This window comes from Devosia sp. XGJD_8 (genome assembly GCF_046614475.1).
In the GTDB taxonomy this organism is placed as follows: Bacteria; Pseudomonadota; Alphaproteobacteria; order Rhizobiales; family Devosiaceae; genus Devosia.
The window spans coordinates 2,997,722-3,018,438 of sequence record NZ_JBKJHF010000001.1 but is presented as its reverse complement, the minus strand read 5'-3'; the positions used below and the strand labels follow the sequence as shown (position 1 = coordinate 3,018,438).

Here is a 20,717-nt window from a genome sequence, read left to right as displayed (position 1 = left end):
ATGGACCTCAATCTACGCGACAAGGTTGCCGTCATCACCGGCGGGACGGTGGGTATCGGCCTGGCGGTTGCCGAGGGGCTGGCCGCCGAAGGCGCCAACCTGGTGCTGGTTGGGCGTAACAAGGATCGCGCGGATGACGAAGCGGCGCGCGTCGCCAGCACGTTCGGCATCATCGCCACCGCCATCGCCGCCGATGTCGCAACGGCCGAGGGCTGCGCCGCAGTCATCAAGGGGACGAGCAAGGCCTTTGGCGGTGCCGATATCCTGATCAACAATGCCGGGACCGGATCGAACGAGACCATTGCCGAGGCCGACGATGCCAAGTGGCAGTATTACTGGGACCTGCATGTGATGGCCGCGGTGCGGCTGGCGCGCGGCATGCTGCCCAGCATGAAGGCGCGCGGCGGTGGGGTGATCCTGCACAATGCGTCGATCTGTGCCGTGCAGCCGCTATGGTACGAGCCGATCTACAATACCACCAAGGCGGCGCTGATGATGTTTTCCAAGACCCTCGCCAACGAGGTGGTGGGCGACAATATTCGCGTCAATACCATCAATCCAGGCCTCGTCCTCACGCCCGACTGGGTGAAGACCGCCAAGCAGATCGCCGGCGAGGATGGCTGGCAGGCGCATCTGCAGGGTGTGGCCGACGAGGCCGGCGGCATGAAGCGCTTCGCGACGCCCGAGGAACTGGCCAACTTCTTTGTCTTCATGTGTTCGAACAAGGCCAGCTATTCCACCGGCTCCACCTACTTTGTCGACGGCGGCTGGCTCAAGACGGTCTGATGCTGCCGGAGTCAGGATCGGTCCTGGGAGTTGATGTCGGCTGGTCGACGCGGCAGCGGTCGAGTGCCGCCTGCCGCCTGGACTGGGACCGCGAGGGAGTGCGCTGGATCATAAGACGGTTCACGGCCGACGACGCAGACCGGCGCGCCGGCTTGCTGGCGGTGGCCGGGCCGCACCACCTTCTGGCTGGGGCCTTTGACGGCCCATTGCGCGGCGATCTGGAGCCAATCGACAGCTATCGCCTGGCCGAGCGGCGGCTCAGCGAGCGACCGATCCGCGATGCCATCGGAAAGCTGGCGCAGTCGAACAGCGGCAATGGGAGGCTGCTCAATGGGGCGACCAATGCCTGCGCGCGCATCATGCTGGAGCGCGGATCACTTGCGCCGGCGGCGCATCAGCATGCTATCCATCGCTTCGCCATCGCCGAGGCATTTCCGAACAGTTTTCTCGGACTGATGCTGGTCGATCCCGCGCCGTTCAAAGGCGGTCGCGGCAAGCGGTCGGATCGGTACTATCTGGCGCTTGCGGAGGATGGCACTCTGGCTCGTCTGCTGGCCCACCATCTGCCACACCGACTGATGGAGCAGAACTTCGGGTCGGTTACCAACCATGACGATCGCGCCGCACTGGTCTGTGCAATTACGGCTCTGGGCGTTGCCAGCAACGACTACACCGCCGTCGGCGACGGCGACGGCTGGATCATCCTGCCGCCGGCTGCATTCATCGCCGATTGGGCGCGCCCGCTGGTCGCAAGCTGGAACCAGGCAACACCCCGCGCGGTTGTCACGTCAGCGTCATAAACCAGGAACACCGCCATGGATGTCGGCAACGAATTCGGTTTCGTGCAGACCTATCTGCCTCAGCACATCATTGCCATTCGCCTGCTCATCGCCGCGCTGCTCGGCGCGATGATCGGCTTCGAACGTGAGATCAACACCGCCGAGGCGGGGTTGCGAACCCATATCCTGGTGTCGGTGGCAGCGGCGCTCTTTACGATTCTGGCTTTCGAGATCTTTCACACGATAGAGACCGGGGATGGGGTCCAGGCCGATCCGATCCGCGCGGTCGAAGCAGTGACTGCGGGCATAGCCTTCCTTGGAGCAGGTGCCATCTTCCGGTCCGGCGGCGGCGTTCAGGGGCTAACGACAGGCGCCGGCATGTGGTTGGCGGGCGCAGTCGGCCTGGCGACCGCCTTGGGCTACTACATCATCGCGTTCGGCGTCGCCTTGCTCGCGGTGATCGTGCTGGCTGCGCTGCGCGCGCTGGCGCACAATATCATCCGGCACGACAGCGGCCTTAAGGACACTGAAGGGCCGACCTGATCTACAGGTCGTCATAACGGTGGTTGGGGTCTTGTCCGCGAACGGGCAGTGGGGAGAAGCAATGGACTTCGGCAGCTGCGCTGAGGGACCCGCGCGCTGCCAATTTGCCTCCCCCCAATACGGCCACGACCGGGAGGTGTCGCGACCGCGCCCCGCATCAGCCCCCTTGGAGTAGGGCTGGTGCTCCCTCAGCCGCGCGAAGCGCGAACAGAGAGGTAACAATGATCGGGGGGACGCTTGGGAATGCAGGAGCAGTCCGAAGACCATTCATGCAGCGTCCCACCCGATCGTGGCATGCAACCTGTGGACGCAGGTGTTACATGCCAACCGCATCTAGGCGCTGACTGCGCGCCCAGAAACTGACAATGCTCGCCGCCTCGCGCCGATAGGCGTCGAGTTCGGCTTGCCGGACGAAGACCGCTGCCGCGCCGGCATTCTGCAGGGCGTTGCGTTGCGCTAGGTCGCCCGGCTGCACCATAGCCGCGACCGGCACGCCTTTCTGGCGCAGCAGGGGCCGGATGGACGCGATGAATTCGAGGTTGGCGTTGCTGTGCGCCTTGAGGTCGACAATGACGAGGCCAGGCCAGTTGGTCGCCGGGTCCGCCAGGAGAGTCGTGAGGCAGCTGCGGCCCGCATTGGCGTCGCCATACCACTTGATGTCGGGCGATCCATGGGCAAGCAGCATGCGCGTCAGCAGATGCGCCGAGTGCTGGTCGTCATCGATAAGTGCCACGAAGGGCTGGTTTTCCGCCTGGTCGTTCAAATGCACACCCCATCGTCCCGACTGCGTTGGGACATGTCGTCATAACGAAACGCATGCCCGCGCACCGCTGGAGCAGTGGCAGGCGTTACTATTTCAAACTAGGTGGTCAAGCTTCGGTCGGGGCCTAGCCGAGCGAAGCAGCGCCGTACCGCAGATACGACAGCGACCGGCCTATGCAGCAGACATGAGCTGGGCGATAGGCAAGCTGAGGTAACTTCGACGTAACCCGGCCTTGCGTTTTACATGTAAAGTGCGACTATTGCGGCATCGGGGAGGTGGCTTTTTTGACCGGGCCTGAGCCCAATCGCCAGGCGATCATGTTGGCCCTTGAGCGACTGCTCTCGTGGCCGGAAATCGCACGCTCGCCGCAGCTGGCCCGCTTCCTCGACTATATTGTACGGCGAAAGCTCGATGGCGAAGAGCAGTCGGTCAAAGCCTATTCCATCGCCGTGGACGTCTTTGGCCGGTCCACCGATTTTGATCCCCAGGCTGACCCGATCGTGCGGGTGCAGGCGCGGCGGCTGCGCCGGCTGCTGGACGAATACTATCAGGGGCCCGGCCTGGGCGAGAGCGCGCAGATTCGGCTTCCGGTGGGACGCTACATTCCCGATTTCGTCGTACAGGCCGAAGGGGAGATGCCAGCTCCAGCTCCACTGGTGCCCCCGCGGGGCGAACCGGTCCGCGGGCGCACGGGCAGACTGCCGTCGTCCTGGTTTGCGCTGGCGGTGCTTACTCTTGGCACGGCTCTCGGCGCCTATGCACTTGGCGAGTGGGGGCGGGCGCGGGAAAATGTGGCGCAACCCGCCAACGCGCTGCAGCGTCCGACGGTCGGCATTGTGGAATTCCAGAATCTGTCGACGGATGCCCAGCTGCGCCCGCAGGTGTCCGGGCTCGCCATCGAACTGGTGACCGATCTTGAGCAGTTTCGCACCATAGGGACACGCTATGCCGGCACGGGGGAGGCCAGCGCCATCCCGGCCGATCAGCCGATCAGCGATTTCATGCTGAGCGGCATTGTGCGCCTCGATGGGGGTGTGGTGCAGTATAGCGCCATCCTCACCGAGATGGGCACCGGCGGCGTGGTGTGGAATCATACGCTGGCGATAGATCCAGACGCGGCGATGGCGCCCGGCGTGCTGGACGACGTGGCGAAGTCGTTCGCGTTGGTGCTCGGCAGCCCGCGTGGGCCGCTGCATGCTCCGGCCCGGTTGATGTTGGCGTCCAACGGCGCCGAGCAGGGGGCGGTCAGCCTGTACCTCTGTCGCGTCCTGTTCGATCTTTATCGCGAGACTGGTGGAGCAGCGGAAGCAGGGCGGGCCGATGTCTGCTTCTCTGCCCTGCCGGAGACCGACAAGCAGACCGCCGAGGCGCTGGCCGCCACAGCCAGCCTGGTGGTCGAGCAGGGCGGCCCGTCCATGGCGGTGGAGACAAGTCTCGCCGACCGGTTCCGCATTGCCGAAGCCAATCTGCAGCGCGCCCTGAGCCTGGATCCGGTCAATGGCTTTGTGTGGGAGCAGCAGGCTCGGCTGCATCAGGCAGAGGGGGCATTTGATCTGGCGCGGGACGACTTCGCGTCCGCTGTCCAGCTCAATCCGGCCAATGCCGATGTGCTGGCCGGCTTTGCCCGCCTTCTGGCCCTTGGCGGCAGCTTGAGCGAGGCCGAGCCGATGGCGCTTGACGCCACGGAGGGCTCACCAAGTCCGCCGCCCTGGTATTTCGGAGTGCCGGCCCTGCTGGCGCTGCGGGATGGCGATTTGCCCAGGGCCATCGAGAGTGCAGAGCGCTATGCCGAGGCTGACCGCGAACTGGGGCCGATCCTGGCCATCATGGCAGCGCAACGCTCTGGCGACAGCGCTGTGGTCAACCGCTACCTGCCACAGATACTCGACGTTCCTGCCTTCCGGGCCAAGGGTGTCCTGCCGCGCCTGCGTGAGCGCATCAGCGACGGCGCGCTGCTGGCGGCGATCCGCAACACGCTGGTTGCAGCGGGCGTGCCGCCGCAGGCCCTTGTTCGAAGTTTCTAGTGTGCCGAGGACTGTGAGAAGAGGTTGATCACCAGCACGCCAGCAAGGATCAGGCCAATGCCGATCAGGGCCGGCAGGTCCAGGGTCTGCCCATAGACGAAATAGGCGATGATCGAGACGAGAACGATGCCGACCCCGGACCATATGGCATAGCCAATGCCGACTGGAATGGTCTGCAGGGCCAGCGAGAAAAAGTAGAAAGTCACCCCGTAGCCGACAATGACGACGGCGGTGGGCACCAGTTGGGTGAAGCCGGCCGACGCCCGCAGGAACGAAGTGGCAATGACCTCGCCGACAATGGCAATGCCGAGATAGATCAGGCCGGTCATGGCGCCTCCAGGGCTTTGGGTGTCGATACCCCGTTCTATGCCCCGCACGGGGGCCCGCGAGAACTACCGATAGCCGCGCGGATTAGCCGAAGATGGCTTGCGCAAGCTCGACAAATCGGAGCCCACGCGCTTCGAAATTCTTGAACTGATTATAGGAAGGCGCACCCGGCGACAGGATCAGCGCGTCGAAGTCATTGCGATGTTGGTACAGCGCCTGCATCGCTGCCTCGAGATCAAGTGCCGGGAGGACATTGATGTCCGGCGCTGCAATGCGGGTTGCTGCAGCCAGGCGCATCCCGGTGACCGGCAGGCAGGCGACCGTGGTCACGCCATAGCCCTCCAGCAACCCCGCCAGTTCGCCATAGTCCTGTTGGCGCTCGTGGCCGCCGCCGATCAGCGCCAGGCGATAGCCCTTGTAGGCGGCAAGCGCCGCCTTGGTAGCCTCGGGGGTGGTGGAGATCGAATCGTTGACGAAGAGCTTTCCGCCGAACTTGTGCTCTTCAAGCCGGTGGGGCAGGGGCTTGAAGACTGCAATGCCACGCACCACGCCTTCGAGCGTCGCGCCGGCGGCGAGGGCGATGCGGGCGGCCAGCTGGGCATTGTCGAGATTATGGGCGCCCTTGAGACGCGAGCCGGCCACGGCCCGGTCGATGGCGACGGTTTCTTCCGGCGTCAGCTCGCGGATCAATCGGCGGTGGTCACGCACCGCCATGGCCACGAGCGCATTGCCCTTGGCCGCTGCGCCCAGTGCGACGGGGAAGCCGCCTTCGCGGTCGATCAGATGCAGCTTATCGCGATAGTAGCGCTCGAGCGAACCGTGCCAGTCGACATGCTCGGGATAGAGGTTGGTCACCGCTGCGATATCGGGCAGGAAGCTCATGTCGGCGGTCTGATAGCTGGACAGCTCGAACACCACCACCTTGTGCCGGTCCGCAATATCGAGCGGGGCGAGGCCGACATTGCCGGCCAGCCCGGCGTCAATGCCGGACTGTGTCAGCATCAGGTGAACCAGCGTCGCCGTGGTCGACTTGCCCTTGGTGCCGGTGATGGCAATGACCGTGCGGTTGACGCGATAGGCAGCGCCCCAGAGATTGAGGTTCGAGGTGACCGGAATGCCGGCATCGCGGGCGATGTCGAACACATCCTTGTAGCGCGACACGCCGGGGCTTTTGACGATGTGGCCGAAGCGATGCGCCTTGATGGCCGCGGTCAGCTCCGGGGGGGGAATGACCTCGGTGTCGGGAATGTCGGCCTCGCCGCTGTCGACGGTGACGAAGACCTTGAGATCGGGCTGGCGCGCCTTGAGGAAGGCCCGGGTGGACAGCGCCTCGCGTCCGGCGCCATAGAGCAGGATGGGCTCTTCAAACCGCATAGGCGGCCACCTTGGCGGCGAGCGCGGGAGGGATGTGATGGTCGTGACTGTCGGTCAGGCATTCGGCCATGGCGGCCTGCAGCTTGGGCTCGCCATACTGGGAGAGAAGATCGGCCTTGACTGCGCGAACCACGGCGGCCTGGTGCCAGTCGGCATGGCGCGTCAGCGTATAGAGGCAAGCCGCAGCCTCGAGGATTTCGCCGACACATTCCCAGGGCTTCTGGCCGGCAAGGCCGGCCAATTCGCGGAACGAGCCCTCGTTGGCCGGGTTGTCGAGCAGGTCCTTGCCGAAGATCGACAGCAGCCGGTCCTTGGCCATGAAGGGCGCGAAGATCAGGAAGACGAAGTGGCATTTGGGGCATTCGCCGCACCAGAGCGGGCCGTCGTGGCCCGCCAGGCGGAAATTGCGATTGCAGCTGGAAAAAACGTGGTCGAACTTGGTCTCGTGCGTGAACAGCGAGGCGATGCGGGCTTCCGAATAGGGGCGCAGCAATGAGAAATACTTGAGCGCGCCACCGGTGGCGTCGCTCAGGATCGCCGCGATCAGCAATTCGAAGCCGAGCGATTTGGAATACTGGTGATTGGTCTCGCGCCCGTCGAACTCGACATTGCCCTCGCTGGCCGACCGCTCATTGGAGAGGACGATCTGGTTGTAGCCGTAGAGCAGGGCGCAGAGCGCCGCGATCATCGAGTTGATGGCGGTCGAGGGAACGTGGCCATTGTAATAGCCGGGCTGCTGGCCGAGCCGGATCATTTCGGGGTCGAGCGTGCGGGTGACATAGACCGGGGGCGTTCCAATCTTGGCCACCGAAGTCAGGATCGGTCCCTTGGGATTGACTGCAAAGGGTGCAAACTCGACGCCGACATGGCTCAGCAGATCGACGCTCACCAGCGAATCCTTGCCGCCGCCGATGGGCAGCAGAGTGCGGTTGGGCAGGCTGACGGGCGGCTTGGTCTGGTCGGCATCCAGCGGGGCCTCGATCGAGAGCTTGCCGAAGCGCATCAGATTGTTGCGGGCATAGAATTCGCCCAGGCCATTCTCATAGACGTCGATGGCAAAGGCGCGCTCCGCCTCGGTCAGGGCGATTTCGGGCGCTGCGAGCACGAAGGGCGCGCGCAGCTTGAAATAACTGACGCCCAGGACCACTGCGGTGAGATCGAGCAGCTTGCGGAAAGCCGGGCTCGCCGCCGCTGCCGCATCGGCACCGGCGGGCAGGCCGAGGGTTTCGACGAAATGCAGGCCATCCAGCCCATAGCCGAAAACGGTCTTTCCCGTGGCAGGATCGAATTGCGGGCGCTCGATGTGGAATTGCTCGGTCAAGGCTGGGAATACTCGCGGTTGGCTCATCATATAGGTGATTTGCCGGCATGGCGGGAGTGGGGCACTTTCGTGTTTGTCAAAATCGGGCCAGCCCGTTCGTCGTATGGTCATGGGGCCGATAGGGGCGCCCCGGCAAACGAGGAGATTTTCAGATGCGTGTCATGGTGATGGTCAAGGCAACTGCAGACAGCGAAGCGGGCATCATGCCGCCTTCGGGCCTGCTGGAGGCCATGGGCCGATTCAATGAAGAACTGGTCGATGCCGGCATCCTGCTGGCCGGCGACGGGCTGCAGCCATCAACGAAAGGCAAGCGCATCGGCTTTGACGGCGCCGAGCGCCTGGTCATCGACGGTCCCTTTGCCGAAACCAAGGAACTGGTGGCCGGCTATTGGCTCTGGGAGGTGCGCGATATGGATGAAGCCGTTGCCTGGGTCAAGCGCTGCCCCAATCCGATGCCCGGCTACAGCGAGATCGAAATCCGCCCGGTCTACGAGCTGAGCGATTTTGCCGAGATCATGACGCCCGAGGCGGAAGAGATACACAACCGGGTGGCGGAGAAGGAAAAGGCGGCGAGGCAGTAAGGCCGGCGGCGGCGGCCGCAGCGCCGGCGGCTAGATGATGCGCATCTGCAGGCGCATGACGATTTCGCTGCCCAGGCGCTGATAGCCATATTCGCGCATGGTGCAGGCCCAGCCGTCGCCCGCCCGCTCGATGCGGAACAGGTTGTAGCGGGCGGGGTCGTCAAGCGTGCCGCCCTGTGCTGCGCTGGCGGCAGCAACGCCGACTACCGGCACTTCATGCGTCTTGCCCGGAATGGAATGGATCGAGGCGCGATGGGTGTGGCCGTGCAGAACCAGTTCGGCGCCGTGCTGGGCGATGACCTGCCGGAACAATTTGTGCCCCTTGAGCCCGAATGAGGGATGCTGCAGTTCGGGATTGGGCGGGTGATGGATCAGCACCGTGCGGAAATAGCCGGCTTCGCCCATGACATGCAGGATGCGGCCCAGCCGCTCGGCCTGTGCTTCGTCAAAGCGACCGATCGCGAGGAAGGGGCGGGTGGGCACAGCACTGGAGCAGGAGATGATGGCCAGCTCGCCCATACGGCGCACGTAGGGAAAGATGGCGCTGTCGAGCGTCTCGCCGCGCATATAGTCGCCCCAGATGTCCTGGGCTGATTCCAGCGCGCCGGGCACGTAGGCATCGTGGTTGCCGGGGCAGACGGCGATCTTGTCAGGGGCGCCGAGAGCCTGCAGCCACTGTCCGGCGCGATCGATCTCCGAGCGCATGGCCAGGTTGACCAGATCGCCGGTGACGGCGGTGAAGTCGGCATTCTGGGCCTGCAAATGGGCGACCAGGCTCGCAAGCGTCTCGCTGTTGAGCTCGTCGTGGCGCTTGAGCTTCCAGTTGAGATAGCCGGTCAGGCGCTTGCCGAGAAGGTCACGCCAACCCACGTCGGGCATCGGGGACAGGTGGATGTCGGATATGTGGGCCAATGTAATCATTGTGGGCGTAATGCCAGAAGGGGGAGAGCAAGAAAACGGTCAATCGCTGCAGTGGTCGATTTTGTCGCCATCAAGTCTCTGCTACCGGTTGGTTCCCAAGGAGGGTTTTGATGCAGATGAATCGCATGCAGCGGCTGGTCGCCAAGGTGTTCCTGACCACCAAGGGGCTGTGGCATCGCATGACCCTGGGCGCCCGCGTCATGGTCGTGGATGGCGACAAGGTGCTGCTGATCCGGCACAAACACGTTCCGGGCTGGCAGTTTCCCGGCGGCGGTGTCGGTCCGGGTGAATCAATTGAACAGGCGGGCGCTCGCGAGACGCTGGAGGAAACCGGCTACCGCGTGATCGGTTCCATGGAGCTGTTCGGCATCTATCACAATACCAGCCCCGTCACGAACCGCGATCACGTGGCCTTCTATGTCGCCAAGGGCTTCGAGAAGGCTTTTGACCGCAAACCCGACAATGAAATCGCCGAGGTCGGCTGGTTCGACCGCCATGCCTTGCCCGAGAAAGTGACTCCGGCCACCTCCCAGCGGATCGACGAATATTTCGATCACGCGCCGAAGCGGGATGTGTGGGGGTATTAGCCCCTGACCTCTCCCTCGGAGGGAGAGGTCGTCGCGTAGCGCGAGGTCAGGGGGTTCTTTGGGTGGGTGCATTGGGAAGGCCCTCGACCTCCCCTCGAAGGGAGAGGTAAGCAACCCCTACTTCAAAAACGGCAGTTCCGGCCCGATGGGGATGATCCGCGTCGGGTTGATGGTGGGGTGGCTCCAGTAATAGTGCGTGCGGATATGGTCGAGGTCGACCGTTTCCTTGATGCCGGGGACCTCGTAGAGCGCCTTGAGATAGTGCGAGATGTTCTTATAGTCGGCGATGCGCTGCCGATTGCACTTGAAATGGCCGACATACACCGCGTCGAACCGCACCAAAGTGGTGAACAGACGCCAGTCGGCTTCCGTGACAGTGTCGCCGGTGAGATAGGCGGTTTCCCCGAGCAGGCCTTCGACCCAGTCGAGCGCCTCGAACAGCTTGGCCACGGCTTCGTCATAGGCGGCCTGCGTGGTGGCAAAACCGGCCTTGTAGACGCCGTTGTTGATCTCGTCATAGATGCGGGCATTGATCGGGTCGATCTTGGCGCGCAGGGCTTCGGGATAGTAGTCGTCGCCATTGCCGGTCAGCTCGTCGAAGGCCGAGTTGAACATGCGGATGATTTCCGAGCTCTCGTTGGAGACGATGGTTCCGGTCTGCTTGTCCCACAGGACCGGCACGGTGACGCGGCCTGTATAGTCCGGCACGGCCTGGGTATAGACCTGCCAGAGATAGTCCTTGCCGAACAGATCGTCGCCGGTCGAGCCGGTGGTCTTGTCGAAGCTCCAGCCCGTTTCGTCGGGCATTTTGGGGGAAACGACGGAAACCGGGATCAGCTCTTCCAGATTCTTGAGCTTGCGGAAGATCAGGGTGCGGTGCGCCCAGGGGCAGGCCAGCGATACATAGAGGTGGTAGCGCCCGGCCTCGGCCTTGAAGCCTGGCGCACCGGATGGGCCGGCACTGCCGTCGGCGGTGACCCAGTTGCGGAAGCCGGCCTGGCTGCGCTCGAATTTGCCGCCGGTCTTCTTGGTGTCATACCACTGGCTGGACCATTTGCCGTCGATCAATTGTCCCACGATCGAACCCTTTCCGTCATGTTCTAGACTCGTTGTCCGGGTCAAATGCCCCGAACGTTCAATGCTGTGCCTGACACATAGCGTCGGGTGGGGCGAGCGATAAGGCGGCATGGCGGCAACTGACCGTTGTGCATTTTGAACACAGATGCCCTGCGCGTCTTGAATTTACCGGGTGCGGCCACGATTTTCATTTTACGCGGGGCACCCTTGGTGCTAATGCGATTTCAGGCGTGGAGGCGCCCAGGATGGTAAAGGTTTTGCTGGTGACACGACGACCGTAGCGGTCTCTAGAAGCGGTGCTTTTTCAAGCGCCGGGTTTGTCCTACGCATCCCTCATCCTGGATTATTGCCATGTCCCCCATTGCTGCGCCTTCGGCCGCGACCGCTGCTGTCTCTGCATCTCCCATTTCCGGCCCGACCGTACGCCCCGCGACCGAGCAGGACGATGCGTTCATTGATGAGCTGCAGTCCATTGCCTTTGGTCCCGGCCGGTTTGCGCGCACGGCGTTCCGCATCCGCGAGCGTTTTCCGATCGACAAGAGCCTGAGCCTCGTCGCCGAAGTCGACGGTACGGCGTGTGGCTCGGTGTGGATGACCCCGATCAGCATTGGCGGCATCAATGGCTGGATGCTGGGCCCCCTCGCGACCCACCCCAATTTCCGCAAGCTCGGCGCCGGCAAGCTCCTGGCGCGCGAAGTCACCAAGCGCGCCATGGCGCGGGGCGACGGCCAGTTCGTGATGCTGGTGGGTGACCGCGATTATTACTGCCCGCTGGGCTGGGAGCCGACCACCCTGGGCAATATTGAGTTCCCCGGTCCGGTGGATCCGACCCGCGTGCTGGTCTTTGCCGAAGACCCGACCCTGGCACAGACCCTGTCGGGCGCGATTGCTGCCTGGCAGCAGGGCTAGATGCCTGCCTCTCCCTTTCGGGGAGAGGTAAGGGCTGCCCTTAAGGCAAATCCTCGCTTAAGCTCCCGCTCCCGAAACGAAATCCGGTGCTTTCTTGTCGTCCGACGACATCATCATCGAGCGTCTGGCCAGCCGCCTGCTGGCCGCGCCACCGGCCCCGCCGGCAGAGCACATGCTGGTCCCCGATTGGGCGCCGACGCAGCCGTTCAGCCGTCCGCCGGTGCCGGCTGCAGTGCTGATTGCCCTGGTCCGGCGGCCCGAGGGCCACACCGTGCTCTATACCGAGCGCTCGCCGGACCTGCGCGCTCATTCGGGGCAGGTGGCGTTTCCCGGCGGCAAGGTCGACGCTGCCGATACTGACGCCGCCGCGGCAGCCTTGCGCGAAGCTTTTGAGGAAGTGGGCATGGTGCGCACCGATGCGCGGGTCATCGGCTTCATGCCGACCTATTTTACCGGCACCAATTATCTCATCACGCCCGTCGTCGCCACGGTTGAGCCGAGCGGACCTTTTGTCCCCAATCCGGGCGAGGTGCATTCGGTGTTCGAGGTGCCATTGCAGCGTATTCTGAGCCCCCAGAGCTATGGCGAATTCCGCATCAAACGCGACGGCAAGGAGCACCGGACCTGGCAGATCGACCATGATGGCCACCGCATCTGGGGAATCACGGCCAATCTGACGCGCCGTTTTCGCGACCTGGCCATGGGCGAGGTCGTGTCATGAGTGGCGATCCGCTTGGTTCGGCGGAGTGGCTGTGGCGCGCCGAGACGCAGGCAATCCTCATGGCGCTGGATGGCGGCAAGCGGCGAACGAGGGCGGTCGGCGGCGCAGTTCGCGATGCCATCATGGGGCGGCAGCGCGAAACGGCCGATATCGACATGGCCACCGAATTGTTGCCGGAGGACGTGATCGAGCGGGCCAGGGCGGCTGGCATCGCTTTTTATCCGACCGGTATCGAGCATGGCACGGTCACCCTCAAGCTTGGCGACACGCTGGCCGAGGTGACCACTCTACGGCGCGATGTGGAAACCGACGGTCGCCGTGCCGTGGTGGCCTTCGGTACGGATTGGGTGGAGGATGCCCGCCGCCGGGATTTCACCCTCAATGCCCTCTATTGCGCTGCCGACGGCACGCTGTTCGACCCGCTTGGCGGCGCTGAGGATGCCCGCAATGGCATTGTCCGCTTCATCGGCGATGCCGCCCAGCGCATCGAGGAGGATGGTCTGCGCGTCTATCGCTTCTTCCGTCTGTCGGCGAGCCATGGCGGTGAGCAGTTTGATGCCACTAGCCTCGCTGCCTGCGCCGCGGCGGTGACGCAGCTGTCTCACCTCTCACGCGAGCGGGTGGGGGGCGAGGTCCTGCGCATGCTGGGCCTGCCCAGGATCGTCCGCACGCTTGGTCAAATGTCGGAAATCGGCCTGCTGCCGCTTCCTGCCGCCACACTCGCAGCGCTCGCTGCCTATGAGAAGCTCGGTGGTCAGTCTGCCGCCACACGGCTCGCCCTGATTGCCGGCGACCGGCTCGACGCGGTGAAGGTCGAATGGCGCCTTTCCAAGGATATGGTCGGCGCTGCCCGCAACATTGCTGCCTCGGCTGAACTGTTGGCCGACGATCGGGTGGCGGAAGCCGCCTATCGATATGGCGAAGCGGCAGTGGAAGGTCTGGCCGCTGCGGCTGCATCGGGGGATTGGGTACAGGCCAGGCTCGCCGAAGCGGCGCGTGCGCTGGCGGCAATCGTCGTGCCGCCATTCCCTGTTTCGGGGCACGACCTCGCCGGCCTCGGCATTGCGCAGGGGCCGGCCATGGGTGAGGAACTGGCTCGTCTGGAACAGGCCTGGATCGAAAGCGGGTTCGCCCTCGGCAAAGCAGAACTGCTCGGGCTCGTGCGCCCCTAGTGCTTGGTTGACTTGCCTGGGTGCTTGGCCGGCTTGGCTGACGCATCCTCGACGTCGACGATGCGCTCCTTGATAAGATCGATCATGTCGGGTCGAATCTCGGTTTCGCCGTGATAGGTCCTGAGGTTTTCGACAGCGCGGCGGACCACTTCCGCTTCGCTTTCGGCCTCGGCGTGCCAGGTGGCACCGGGGATCAGTGAGCCCGATTCAAATCGTTTCATTGTTATCTCCCGCGGTCATTGTGCCTTGGCACAACGTCCGGGCGGAGGACGGGGTTCCCAGATTGCGGGCATATCGCGCGGGCGCGATGAAACATCGCGTTCACGAGGGCAGGATCGAGTTCCCTTTGTCACCTTATCACCCTAAGATTGTCCCGAAAGTCGAGGTGCATGGCGTAGATGAGAGCAGGTTTGCTGAACAGAATCCGGGACTTGGCCTGGCCGCGCATGGGTTTGCGGCGCTATGGCACCTATCTGCGCAAGCGGGTGATGCGGCTGTCTGCCAGCCCGCATGCCATTGCCGCGGGTGTCGCGTCCGGGGCAGCCGTATCGATGTTTCCGCTGATCGGCCTGCACTTCTTTCTTGGCTTTGTGCTGGCTTTTGCCACGCGCGGCAACATGATAGCCGCCGCAATAGGCACAGCTTGGGGCAATCCCGTCACCTTCCCCTTTTTCTTCGCGGCGGCTTATGCGGTGGGCGACTGGCTGCGCGGCGGCGGGGGCGTCAGTGCCGCCGAATCCGAGCAGCTTGCCACGACCGGCGCGCAGCTCAGCGATGGCCTGTTCTCCGGCGGGTTTGAAGCCATCCTGCCCACCTTCACCACGATGATGCTGGGCGGGCTGCCCATCGCCGTTGTGGTCTATGGCGCCTTCTACATCGTGGTCCGGACCGTAGTGACCCGCTTCCGGGCGATGCGGCAGGCGCGCATGGCGGAACGCCGGGGCATGGCGCAGCAGTCCTGATGCTCTGATCAGTCGTCGACGAAGGCGCCGATCTGGCTGAGACCTTCAAGCCAGGTGCCGCCATCGCGCCGCACGACGGCGCGCGGCAGGATGCCGGTTTCCGCCGCCAGCGCATCGGCAAGCACCTGCGAATGGGTTACGACCCAGACCTGCGTGCGCTGTGCCGCCTTGGCGATGATACGCGCCAGCGCCGGCAGCAGGTCGGGGTGAAGACTGGCCTCGGGCTCGTTGAGCGCGATCAGCGGGGGCAGGCGATAGGCCAGCAGCGCGCCCATCAGCGCCAGAAACTGCAGCGTCCCGTCCGACAATTCATGCACGCCGAAGTCGCGCCTTGGCGTATCGGCAAAGCGCATGGTGAAGCTGGCATGGGTTCCGGGCGGCGGCACGCTGAGCCGTGCGCCCGGAAAGGCATCTTCCACGGCTGTATGCAGGTCCTGGGCATCTCCCCGGATATGAACCAGCGTCGCGAACACGGCTGCCAGATTGCCGCCATCGGCATCCAGCATGGGGGCGGTCACGGCCAGCGATGGCCGGCGCAGCAGGGCCTCCGTGTCGGTGCGAAAGCCATGGTAGAATCGCCAGGCCGCAAGCGCGTAGCGCACCGCGTCGATCTCCGGAACGGCACCGCGCAAGCCCGACAGGGCCGTCTCGCTGCCGAGCAGCGTTTCTTCCATCTGCCGCCTGTTGCCATCGTCATCGCGATACCAGGCCGCCACGCCCTTGCGTTCCAGCAGGGCAACGTTGCGCTTGGCATGGCGGATGGTCAGCGTTTCCCGCTTGATCTGTGGCTCAAGCTCGAACACGGCCTCGTATCGGGAGTCGCCAAAGCCGATTTCGACCTCATAACTGGGCGCAAGGCCTCCCTTGTCATCGGCCAGCACGTCTTCGAGGCCGACGCGCAGCACCATGCGTGGCGGTTCGCTCGCCTTGCGCTCGCCGGCCCACATGGCAGATCCGAGCCCGCCTTCCCGCGCCAGGGCAAGGGCCAGGTCTCCCGTCGCGGCCGATCGAACCAGTTCAAGTGCCCGGTAAAGGTTGGTCTTGCCCACACCATTAGCGCCCACCAGCACCGAGAGCTGGCGCACGGGAAAATGGATGGAGCGGACGGACCGATAGCCGGCAATGTGGATATCGGTCAGTCCCATGCGCTAGGGCCAGATAACGGCGGGCGGCATGGAGGACAGAATCGAGTTCACATTGCCCCCGGTCTTGAGCCCGAATGTCGTGCCGCGGTCGTAGAGCAGGTTGAATTCGACATAGCGGCCGCGGCGTACCAGTTGCTCGTGCCGGTCCGCGTCGGTCCACTCTGTCTCGAAATTGCGGCGCACCAAATCGGGATAAATCCCGAGGAAGGCCTCGCCCACCGCCCTGGTGAAATCGAAGTCGGCGGACCAGTCGCCGGAATTGTGGTGATCGTAGAAAATGCCGCCAATGCCGCGATGCTCGTTGCGGTGGGGCAGGAAGAAATAGTCGTCGCACCACTTGCGGTAGCGCTCATAGTCCACGCCCGGGCGCCCTTCACAGGCGGCGCGCATGGCGGCGTGGAAATCGAGGCTATCGCGGTCATCCTGCACGCGACGGCGGTCGAGCACCGGGGTCAGGTCGGCGCCGCCGCCAAACCACTGCTTGCCGGTGACGATCATGCGCGTGTTCATGTGCACGGCAGGGACGTGCGGGTTCCAGGGATGCACGATCAGCGAAATGCCGGCGCTCCAGAATTTGGCGCCAGCCTCGGTGCCCGGCATCTGCTTGGCAAAGTCCTCCGAAAACTCGCCATGCACCGTCGAAATGTGCACCCCGGCCTTCTCGAACACCCGGCCATGCAGCATGCCCATTTCCCCGCCGCCCCCGGCCGGGCGATCCCAGGGGGAAATCTCGAACCGGCCTGCCGGCATCTGCGCATTGGGGCCGCGCACCGCGTCCTCAATGCTCTCGAATGCCGCGATGATCCGGTCGCGCAAGGCGCGGAACCAGGCCTGGGCGGTGGCTTTCTTGTCTTCGATGTCGTCGGGAAGTGTCATGGTATCCGTGAAATGAACCGTCATGCGAGCCCTGTAAACCCGTCCGTCTGCCTTTTTGCTTCGCCCAGGATAAGTGTCGCCGCCAGGGCGACATTGATCGAGCGCAAACCCTCGCGCATCGGAATGCGGATCCGCAGGTCTGCCGCATCGGCCACGGCGTCGGGCACGCCGGCGCTTTCCCGCCCAACCATCAGGATGTCGTCGGGCCGGTATTCCACCGAATAGGCAGAGGTCTCCGCCTTGGTCGTCAGCAGCACCAGCCGGCGCCCGGCTGCGCGCCGCCACGCGTCGAACTGGCTCCAGCTGGCATGTTCCTGGACGCTGGCATGGTCGACATAGTCGAGCCCGGCGCGGGCCAGGGCCTTGGCCGAAAAGGGGAAGCCGGTGGGGTGGATGAGGTGGATCCTCGTGCCGAGGCACGCGCCGAGCCGAATGAGGGTTCCGGTATTGTTGGCGATGTCGGGCTGGTAGAGGGCGAGTTCGACCGGCATGGCGGATTCCATCGAATGTGAGGCATCTGGCGGTGGTTGCGGGGGCATGAGCGGCTGCCGGCCCGGGTATAGTGTCGCAGTTGAGCCGTGTCACTCGTAGGCGCTCTGGACAAGTTCCTATGACAGTGCAAAAAGAACCGCCACTGACGGGCCGCTTGAGGGCGGACGGCTGCTGATTCCGCCTAGGTGGGAAATGGTTTGCCTCGCCGGCCGCGTCTGATGTGATTGTACGGGGATACGGACCTTGGCCACGCAAGCTCAACATTCAACAACGCGGCGGGATTTCATCTTTGTCGCGACGGGTTCGGTGGCCGCTGTCGGCGCTGCCGCTACGGTCTGGCCATTGATCAACCAGATGAACCCCGATGCCTCGACGCTCGCCCTGGCCAGCATCGAATTCGACGTTTCTGCCATTCCTGAAGGTCAGTCGGTCACCATCATGTGGCGCGGCCTGCCGGTGTTCGTGCGTCATCGCACCCCGGCCGAGATCGAGGAAGCCAAGGCTGTGCCGCTGAGCGATCTCAAGGATCCTGCGACGGACGAGCAGCGCACCAAGGAAGGCCACGAACAGTGGCTGATCATGATTGCCAACTGCACCCATCTCGGCTGCGTGCCCGTGGGCGATGCTGGCGATTTCGATGGCTGGTTCTGCCCATGCCATGGCTCGCACTACGATACTGCCGGCCGTATCCGCAAAGGTCCCGCACCCACCAATCTGGTGCTGCCGCCTTATGAATTCCTCAGCGATACGCTGGTCCAGATCGGTTAGTGGGGGCTTTCCCGATGTCAGAACATTCAACTTACACACCCGGCAACGGCGTCGAGAAGTGGCTCGATGAACGCCTGCCGATCATCCGGTTCTCCAAAGAGCACCTGATGGACTTCCCCACGCCGAAGAACCTCAACTACTGGTGGACCTTCGGCGCGATCCTGGTGATGTGCCTGGGTATCCAGATCGTCACCGGCATCATCCTGGCGATGCACTATACGCCCCATGTCTCGATGGCATTCGACTCGGTCGAGCACATCCGCCGCGACGTCAATGGCGGCCGGATGATCCAGGCGTTCCACGCCGTGGGCGCCTCGATGTTCTTCGCCGCCGTCTATATCCACATCTTCCGCGGCATGTATTTCGGCTCCTACAAGGCGCCCCGCGAGATCCTGTGGATCCTGGGCGTGCTGATCTTCGTGCTGATGATGGCAACCGCCTTCATGGGCTATGTGCTGCCCTGGGGTCAGATGTCCGGCTGGGCCGCGACGGTTATCACCAACATCTTCGCAGCCATCCCCGTCATCGGTACGCCGCTGCTGGAATTGCTGCGTGGCGGCTTCTCGGTGGGCAATCCCACGCTGAACCGCTTCTTCTCGCTGCATTACCTGCTGCCCTTCGTCATCGCCGCCGTGGTTGCGCTGCATATCTGGGCGCTGCATGTGCCCGGCAACAACAACCCGACCGGCGTCGACGTCAAGGACAGCCGCGATACCTTGCCCTTCCATCCGTACTACACGATGAAGGACGCGTTCGGCATGGTGCTGTTCCTGATCCCGTTCGTCTGGTTCGCCTTCTTCGCGCCGGATATCCTGGGTCACCCCGATAACTACATCCAGTTCAGCAGCACCGTGACGCCGGCACATATCGTTCCCGAATGGTACTTCCTGCCGTTCTACGCGATCCTGCGCGCCATCGACTTCAACATCCTGTTCATCGACTCCAAGCTGGGCGGCGTGATCTTCTTCGGCGGCTCGATCGTCATCCTGTTCTTCCTGCCCTGGCTGGATACGTCCAAGGTTCGTTCGGGCAATTTCCGCCCGATGTTCAAGTGGTTCTACTGGCTGTTCGTGATCAACTTCGTGGCTCTGACCTATCTGGGTGCAGCGCCGGCCGAAGGCATCTACGTGGTTCTCGCCAAGATCTGCACCGCCTACTACTTCATCCACTTCCTCATCGTTCTGCCGCTCCTCAGCCGCATCGAAACGCCTCGGCCACTGCCGACCAGCATTTCGGAAAGCGTGTTGAGCAAGTCGCACGCGTAAGGGAAGGGGAAGGAACCATGATGAATATCAAGACCATCCTCTCCGCGCTGATCCTTTCGTTCGGTATGGGCGCTGCGGCCCAGGCTGCCGAGGCAGGCGTTGCTATCGAAAAGCAGAGCTGGAGCTTTGCCGGCATTTTCGGCACCTATGACGAGAACCAGCTGCAGCGCGGCTTTCAGGTCTATCGCGAAGTCTGCGCCAGCTGCCACGGCGCCCGGCTGATCGCCTTCCGCAACCTGGCGGAAGCGGGCGGCCCGGGTTTCTCCGAGGAGCAGGTCAAGGCGCTCGCGGCCGAGTATGAAGTTGCCGATCCTGCCGCTGACGGCGGCTTCCGCACGGCCGTTCCGGCAGACCGCTGGCCGTCACCCTTTGCCACCGAGCAGGATGCCCGTGACGCCAATGGCGGCGCGCTGCCGCCCGATTTCTCGGTTCTGGCCAAGGCGCGCGGTGTCAGCGACCCGTTCCCGTTCTGGGTGTTCAACTACTTCACCGGCTATTCGGAAGGCGGTCCGGATTATATCCATGCCCTGCTGACCGGCTATCATGACGAAGTGCCGGAAACGGCGCCGCACAACTCCGACGGTACGCCGTTCGAGCTGGCCGAGGGCAAGTATTACAACGACTACTTCCCCGGCCACGCTATCGGCATGGCGCCCCCGCTGCAGGATGAGCTGGTCACCTATACGGTTGCCGAAGGCCAGGCCGAAGTGCCGCTGACGGTCGACCAGTATGCCACGGACGTTGCTGCCTTCATGATGTGGATGGCCGAGCCCCACCTGGCCGGCCGCAAGCAGACTGGTTTCGTCGTGCTGCTGTTCCTCGTCATATTCGCTGGCCTGATGTACGCCACCAAGCGCAAGATCTGGGCCGGCATCGAGCACTAGTCACCGGCCGCCGTCGGCGGCGAAAACGCGCCAGTGGCGCGTTTTCAGGTGACTAGGCCCCGGAGAGCTATGCTCGCAGGGCGACCGGCGGACCAAATCCTCAATCCGAAAGGGCCCTGATGGGCCCTTTCTCTCTTGCATCACACACAGTTCAGCCTCTTGCCATTCGGGCCGCGCACCGCAATATTCGACGGGCGCAAATCAGTTGCCCAGGGAGCCGACATGTCCGCCATTCGCATTGCAGTGACTGTCGTAGGCGCCGCCATCACCGTGAGCCGTCATCCGGCGGTTCGGGCCGGCATTAATGCCGTGGCCACCAATCCCAAGGCGCGTGAGACGGCAATCGCCGTGACCCGCTCGGCCGCCTATAATGCCGGCGTGCTGGCGCGCCATCTCATCGGCCGCCGGACGCGCTGAACTCTTCTCCCCCTGACACAGGT

The 20,717-nt window shown here is 63.8% G+C and carries 24 protein-coding genes; 14 read left to right on the top strand and 10 right to left on the bottom strand.

Annotated elements, in window-relative coordinates; translation table 11 throughout:
- The 3 genes from ACLI1C_RS14455 to ACLI1C_RS14445 are packed head-to-tail and all read left to right on the top strand — an operon-like array spanning window position 1 to window position 2,108.
- A complete protein-coding gene (locus ACLI1C_RS14455; RefSeq protein WP_411397840.1) occupies window positions 1-786 on the top strand; it encodes an SDR family NAD(P)-dependent oxidoreductase in 786 nt (261 codons plus the stop codon).
- Window positions 786-1,586 (top strand): hypothetical protein, encoded by an 801-nt coding sequence (locus tag ACLI1C_RS14450; protein ID WP_411397839.1) that lies wholly within the window; start codon window positions 786-788, stop codon window positions 1,584-1,586. Before ACLI1C_RS14455 ends, ACLI1C_RS14450 begins: the two co-directional genes overlap by 1 nt.
- A 15-nt stretch (window positions 1,587-1,601) precedes the next feature.
- Window positions 1,602-2,108 carry an MgtC/SapB family protein gene (locus ACLI1C_RS14445; protein WP_411397837.1) on the top strand — a complete coding sequence of 169 codons (507 nt, stop codon included), beginning with the start codon at window positions 1,602-1,604 and terminating at the stop codon, window positions 2,106-2,108.
- A gap of 316 nt (window positions 2,109-2,424) precedes the next feature.
- Here ACLI1C_RS14445 and ACLI1C_RS14440 read toward each other — a convergent pair whose 3' ends face one another.
- Entirely contained in the window at window positions 2,425-2,877 is a 453-nt protein-coding gene (locus ACLI1C_RS14440) for a hypothetical protein (RefSeq protein WP_411397836.1), read from the bottom strand.
- Window positions 2,878-3,155: 278 nt separating this feature from the next.
- Here ACLI1C_RS14440 and ACLI1C_RS14435 point away from each other — a divergent pair, with 278 nt between their 5' ends.
- Window positions 3,156-4,895, top strand: a complete 1,740-nt coding sequence (locus ACLI1C_RS14435; RefSeq protein WP_411397834.1) for a hypothetical protein — start codon at window positions 3,156-3,158, stop codon at window positions 4,893-4,895.
- On the opposite strand, the gene ACLI1C_RS14430 is transcribed toward ACLI1C_RS14435, so the two are convergent.
- The 3 genes from ACLI1C_RS14430 to ACLI1C_RS14420 all read right to left on the bottom strand — a co-directional run bounded on the left by ACLI1C_RS14430 (window position 4,892) and on the right by ACLI1C_RS14420 (window position 7,917).
- Entirely contained in the window at window positions 4,892-5,224 is a 333-nt protein-coding gene (locus ACLI1C_RS14430) for an SMR family transporter (RefSeq protein WP_411397832.1), read from the bottom strand. The two genes, ACLI1C_RS14435 and ACLI1C_RS14430, sit on opposite strands and share 4 nt — an antisense overlap.
- A gap of 82 nt (window positions 5,225-5,306) precedes the next feature.
- Window positions 5,307-6,596 (bottom strand): UDP-N-acetylmuramoyl-L-alanine--D-glutamate ligase, encoded by a 1,290-nt coding sequence (gene murD, locus ACLI1C_RS14425; RefSeq protein WP_411397830.1) that lies wholly within the window; start codon window positions 6,594-6,596, stop codon window positions 5,307-5,309.
- Window positions 6,586-7,917, bottom strand: a complete 1,332-nt coding sequence (locus tag ACLI1C_RS14420; RefSeq protein ID WP_411397829.1) for a hypothetical protein — start codon at window positions 7,915-7,917, stop codon at window positions 6,586-6,588. Before ACLI1C_RS14420 ends, murD begins: the two co-directional genes overlap by 11 nt.
- Before the next feature lie 152 nt (window positions 7,918-8,069).
- Here ACLI1C_RS14420 and ACLI1C_RS14415 point away from each other — a divergent pair, with 152 nt between their 5' ends.
- The gene (locus ACLI1C_RS14415) at window positions 8,070-8,498 is read left to right on the top strand and encodes a YciI family protein (RefSeq protein WP_411397827.1); all 429 of its coding nucleotides are present in this window, start codon (window positions 8,070-8,072) and stop codon (window positions 8,496-8,498) included.
- 30 nt (window positions 8,499-8,528) lie between these two features.
- Here the strand turns inward: ACLI1C_RS14415 and ACLI1C_RS14410 are convergent, their stop codons facing one another.
- A complete protein-coding gene (locus tag ACLI1C_RS14410) occupies window positions 8,529-9,410 on the bottom strand; it encodes a metallophosphoesterase family protein (RefSeq protein ID WP_411397826.1) in 882 nt (293 codons plus the stop codon).
- Between the two features lie 119 nt (window positions 9,411-9,529).
- Between ACLI1C_RS14410 and ACLI1C_RS14405 the strand changes: the two genes are divergently transcribed.
- Window positions 9,530-10,006, top strand: a complete 477-nt coding sequence (locus ACLI1C_RS14405) for an NUDIX domain-containing protein (protein WP_411397825.1) — start codon at window positions 9,530-9,532, stop codon at window positions 10,004-10,006.
- A gap of 117 nt (window positions 10,007-10,123) precedes the next feature.
- Here ACLI1C_RS14405 and ACLI1C_RS14400 read toward each other — a convergent pair whose 3' ends face one another.
- Window positions 10,124-11,083 (bottom strand): glutathione S-transferase family protein, encoded by a 960-nt coding sequence (locus ACLI1C_RS14400; RefSeq protein WP_411397823.1) that lies wholly within the window; start codon window positions 11,081-11,083, stop codon window positions 10,124-10,126.
- 351 nt (window positions 11,084-11,434) lie between these two features.
- On the opposite strand from ACLI1C_RS14400, the gene ACLI1C_RS14395 reads away from it, so the two are divergent.
- The 3 genes from ACLI1C_RS14395 (at window position 11,435) to ACLI1C_RS14385 (ending at window position 13,885) form a co-directional block, all read left to right on the top strand.
- Window positions 11,435-11,992, top strand: a complete 558-nt coding sequence (locus tag ACLI1C_RS14395; RefSeq protein WP_411397821.1) for a GNAT family N-acetyltransferase — start codon at window positions 11,435-11,437, stop codon at window positions 11,990-11,992.
- 94 nt (window positions 11,993-12,086) lie between these two features.
- Complete coding sequence (locus ACLI1C_RS14390) at window positions 12,087-12,713, top strand: CoA pyrophosphatase (protein ID WP_411397819.1); 627 nt, start codon at window positions 12,087-12,089, stop codon at window positions 12,711-12,713.
- Window positions 12,710-13,885, top strand: coding sequence for a CCA tRNA nucleotidyltransferase (locus tag ACLI1C_RS14385; protein ID WP_411397818.1), 1,176 nt, complete (start codon window positions 12,710-12,712; stop codon window positions 13,883-13,885). The genes ACLI1C_RS14390 and ACLI1C_RS14385 overlap by 4 nt, the downstream gene beginning before the upstream one ends.
- Here the strand turns inward: ACLI1C_RS14385 and ACLI1C_RS14380 are convergent.
- Window positions 13,882-14,106: a DUF1059 domain-containing protein gene (locus ACLI1C_RS14380; RefSeq protein ID WP_411397817.1), complete on the bottom strand. Its 225-nt coding sequence runs from the start codon at window positions 14,104-14,106 to the stop codon at window positions 13,882-13,884. The two genes, ACLI1C_RS14385 and ACLI1C_RS14380, sit on opposite strands and share 4 nt — an antisense overlap.
- Before the next feature lie 189 nt (window positions 14,107-14,295).
- Between ACLI1C_RS14380 and ACLI1C_RS14375 the strand changes: the two genes are divergently transcribed.
- A complete protein-coding gene (locus ACLI1C_RS14375; RefSeq protein WP_411397816.1) occupies window positions 14,296-14,847 on the top strand; it encodes a DUF2062 domain-containing protein in 552 nt (183 codons plus the stop codon).
- An 8-nt stretch (window positions 14,848-14,855) separates the two neighbouring features.
- Here ACLI1C_RS14375 and ACLI1C_RS14370 read toward each other — a convergent pair whose 3' ends face one another.
- From ACLI1C_RS14370 to ACLI1C_RS14360, 3 genes are read right to left on the bottom strand one after another with little or no spacing between them, the layout of a single operon-like run.
- Entirely contained in the window at window positions 14,856-15,992 is a 1,137-nt protein-coding gene (locus tag ACLI1C_RS14370) for an AAA family ATPase (protein WP_411397814.1), read from the bottom strand.
- A 3-nt stretch (window positions 15,993-15,995) separates the two neighbouring features.
- A complete protein-coding gene (hemF, locus tag ACLI1C_RS14365) occupies window positions 15,996-16,868 on the bottom strand; it encodes an oxygen-dependent coproporphyrinogen oxidase (RefSeq protein ID WP_411397812.1) in 873 nt (290 codons plus the stop codon).
- Between the two features lie 20 nt (window positions 16,869-16,888).
- A complete protein-coding gene (locus ACLI1C_RS14360) occupies window positions 16,889-17,359 on the bottom strand; it encodes a tRNA (cytidine(34)-2'-O)-methyltransferase (protein WP_411397811.1) in 471 nt (156 codons plus the stop codon).
- Between the two features lie 244 nt (window positions 17,360-17,603).
- Between ACLI1C_RS14360 and petA the strand changes: the two genes are divergently transcribed.
- From petA to ACLI1C_RS14340, 4 genes are all read left to right on the top strand, one after another.
- Window positions 17,604-18,128, top strand: coding sequence for a ubiquinol-cytochrome c reductase iron-sulfur subunit (petA, locus tag ACLI1C_RS14355; RefSeq protein WP_411397810.1), 525 nt, complete (start codon window positions 17,604-17,606; stop codon window positions 18,126-18,128).
- Between the two features lie 14 nt (window positions 18,129-18,142).
- On the top strand, window positions 18,143-19,393 hold the full coding sequence (locus ACLI1C_RS14350) for a cytochrome b (protein ID WP_411397809.1): 1,251 nt from the start codon (window positions 18,143-18,145) through the stop codon (window positions 19,391-19,393).
- A gap of 20 nt (window positions 19,394-19,413) precedes the next feature.
- On the top strand, window positions 19,414-20,277 hold the full coding sequence (locus tag ACLI1C_RS14345; protein WP_411398342.1) for a cytochrome c1: 864 nt from the start codon (window positions 19,414-19,416) through the stop codon (window positions 20,275-20,277).
- A gap of 222 nt (window positions 20,278-20,499) precedes the next feature.
- Window positions 20,500-20,694 carry a hypothetical protein gene (locus ACLI1C_RS14340; protein ID WP_411397807.1) on the top strand — a complete coding sequence of 65 codons (195 nt, stop codon included), beginning with the start codon at window positions 20,500-20,502 and terminating at the stop codon, window positions 20,692-20,694.
- Window positions 20,695-20,717: the final 23 nt, after the last annotated feature.

Bases quoted from the DNA above. Each gene is read 5' to 3' on its own strand.
- ACLI1C_RS14455 (WP_411397840.1), top strand. From the start codon at position 1: ATGGACCTCAATCTACGCGACAAGGTTGCCGTCATCACCGGCGGGACG.
- ACLI1C_RS14450 (WP_411397839.1), top strand. From the start codon at position 786: ATGCTGCCGGAGTCAGGATCGGTCCTGGGAGTTGATGTCGGCTGGTCG.
- ACLI1C_RS14445 (WP_411397837.1), top strand. From the start codon at position 1,602: ATGGATGTCGGCAACGAATTCGGTTTCGTGCAGACCTATCTGCCTCAG.
- ACLI1C_RS14430 (WP_411397832.1), bottom strand. From the start codon at position 5,224: ATGACCGGCCTGATCTATCTCGGCATTGCCATTGTCGGCGAGGTCATT.
- murD (WP_411397830.1), bottom strand. From the start codon at position 6,596: ATGCGGTTTGAAGAGCCCATCCTGCTCTATGGCGCCGGACGCGAGGCG.
- ACLI1C_RS14415 (WP_411397827.1), top strand. From the start codon at position 8,070: ATGCGTGTCATGGTGATGGTCAAGGCAACTGCAGACAGCGAAGCGGGC.
- ACLI1C_RS14405 (WP_411397825.1), top strand. From the start codon at position 9,530: ATGCAGATGAATCGCATGCAGCGGCTGGTCGCCAAGGTGTTCCTGACC.
- ACLI1C_RS14395 (WP_411397821.1), top strand. From the start codon at position 11,435: ATGTCCCCCATTGCTGCGCCTTCGGCCGCGACCGCTGCTGTCTCTGCA.
- ACLI1C_RS14385 (WP_411397818.1), top strand. From the start codon at position 12,710: ATGAGTGGCGATCCGCTTGGTTCGGCGGAGTGGCTGTGGCGCGCCGAG.
- ACLI1C_RS14380 (WP_411397817.1), bottom strand. From the start codon at position 14,106: ATGAAACGATTTGAATCGGGCTCACTGATCCCCGGTGCCACCTGGCAC.
- ACLI1C_RS14370 (WP_411397814.1), bottom strand. From the start codon at position 15,992: ATGGGACTGACCGATATCCACATTGCCGGCTATCGGTCCGTCCGCTCC.
- hemF (WP_411397812.1), bottom strand. From the start codon at position 16,868: ATGACACTTCCCGACGACATCGAAGACAAGAAAGCCACCGCCCAGGCC.
- ACLI1C_RS14360 (WP_411397811.1), bottom strand. From the start codon at position 17,359: ATGCCGGTCGAACTCGCCCTCTACCAGCCCGACATCGCCAACAATACC.
- ACLI1C_RS14350 (WP_411397809.1), top strand. From the start codon at position 18,143: ATGTCAGAACATTCAACTTACACACCCGGCAACGGCGTCGAGAAGTGG.
- ACLI1C_RS14345 (WP_411398342.1), top strand. From the start codon at position 19,414: ATGAATATCAAGACCATCCTCTCCGCGCTGATCCTTTCGTTCGGTATG.
- ACLI1C_RS14340 (WP_411397807.1), top strand. From the start codon at position 20,500: ATGTCCGCCATTCGCATTGCAGTGACTGTCGTAGGCGCCGCCATCACC.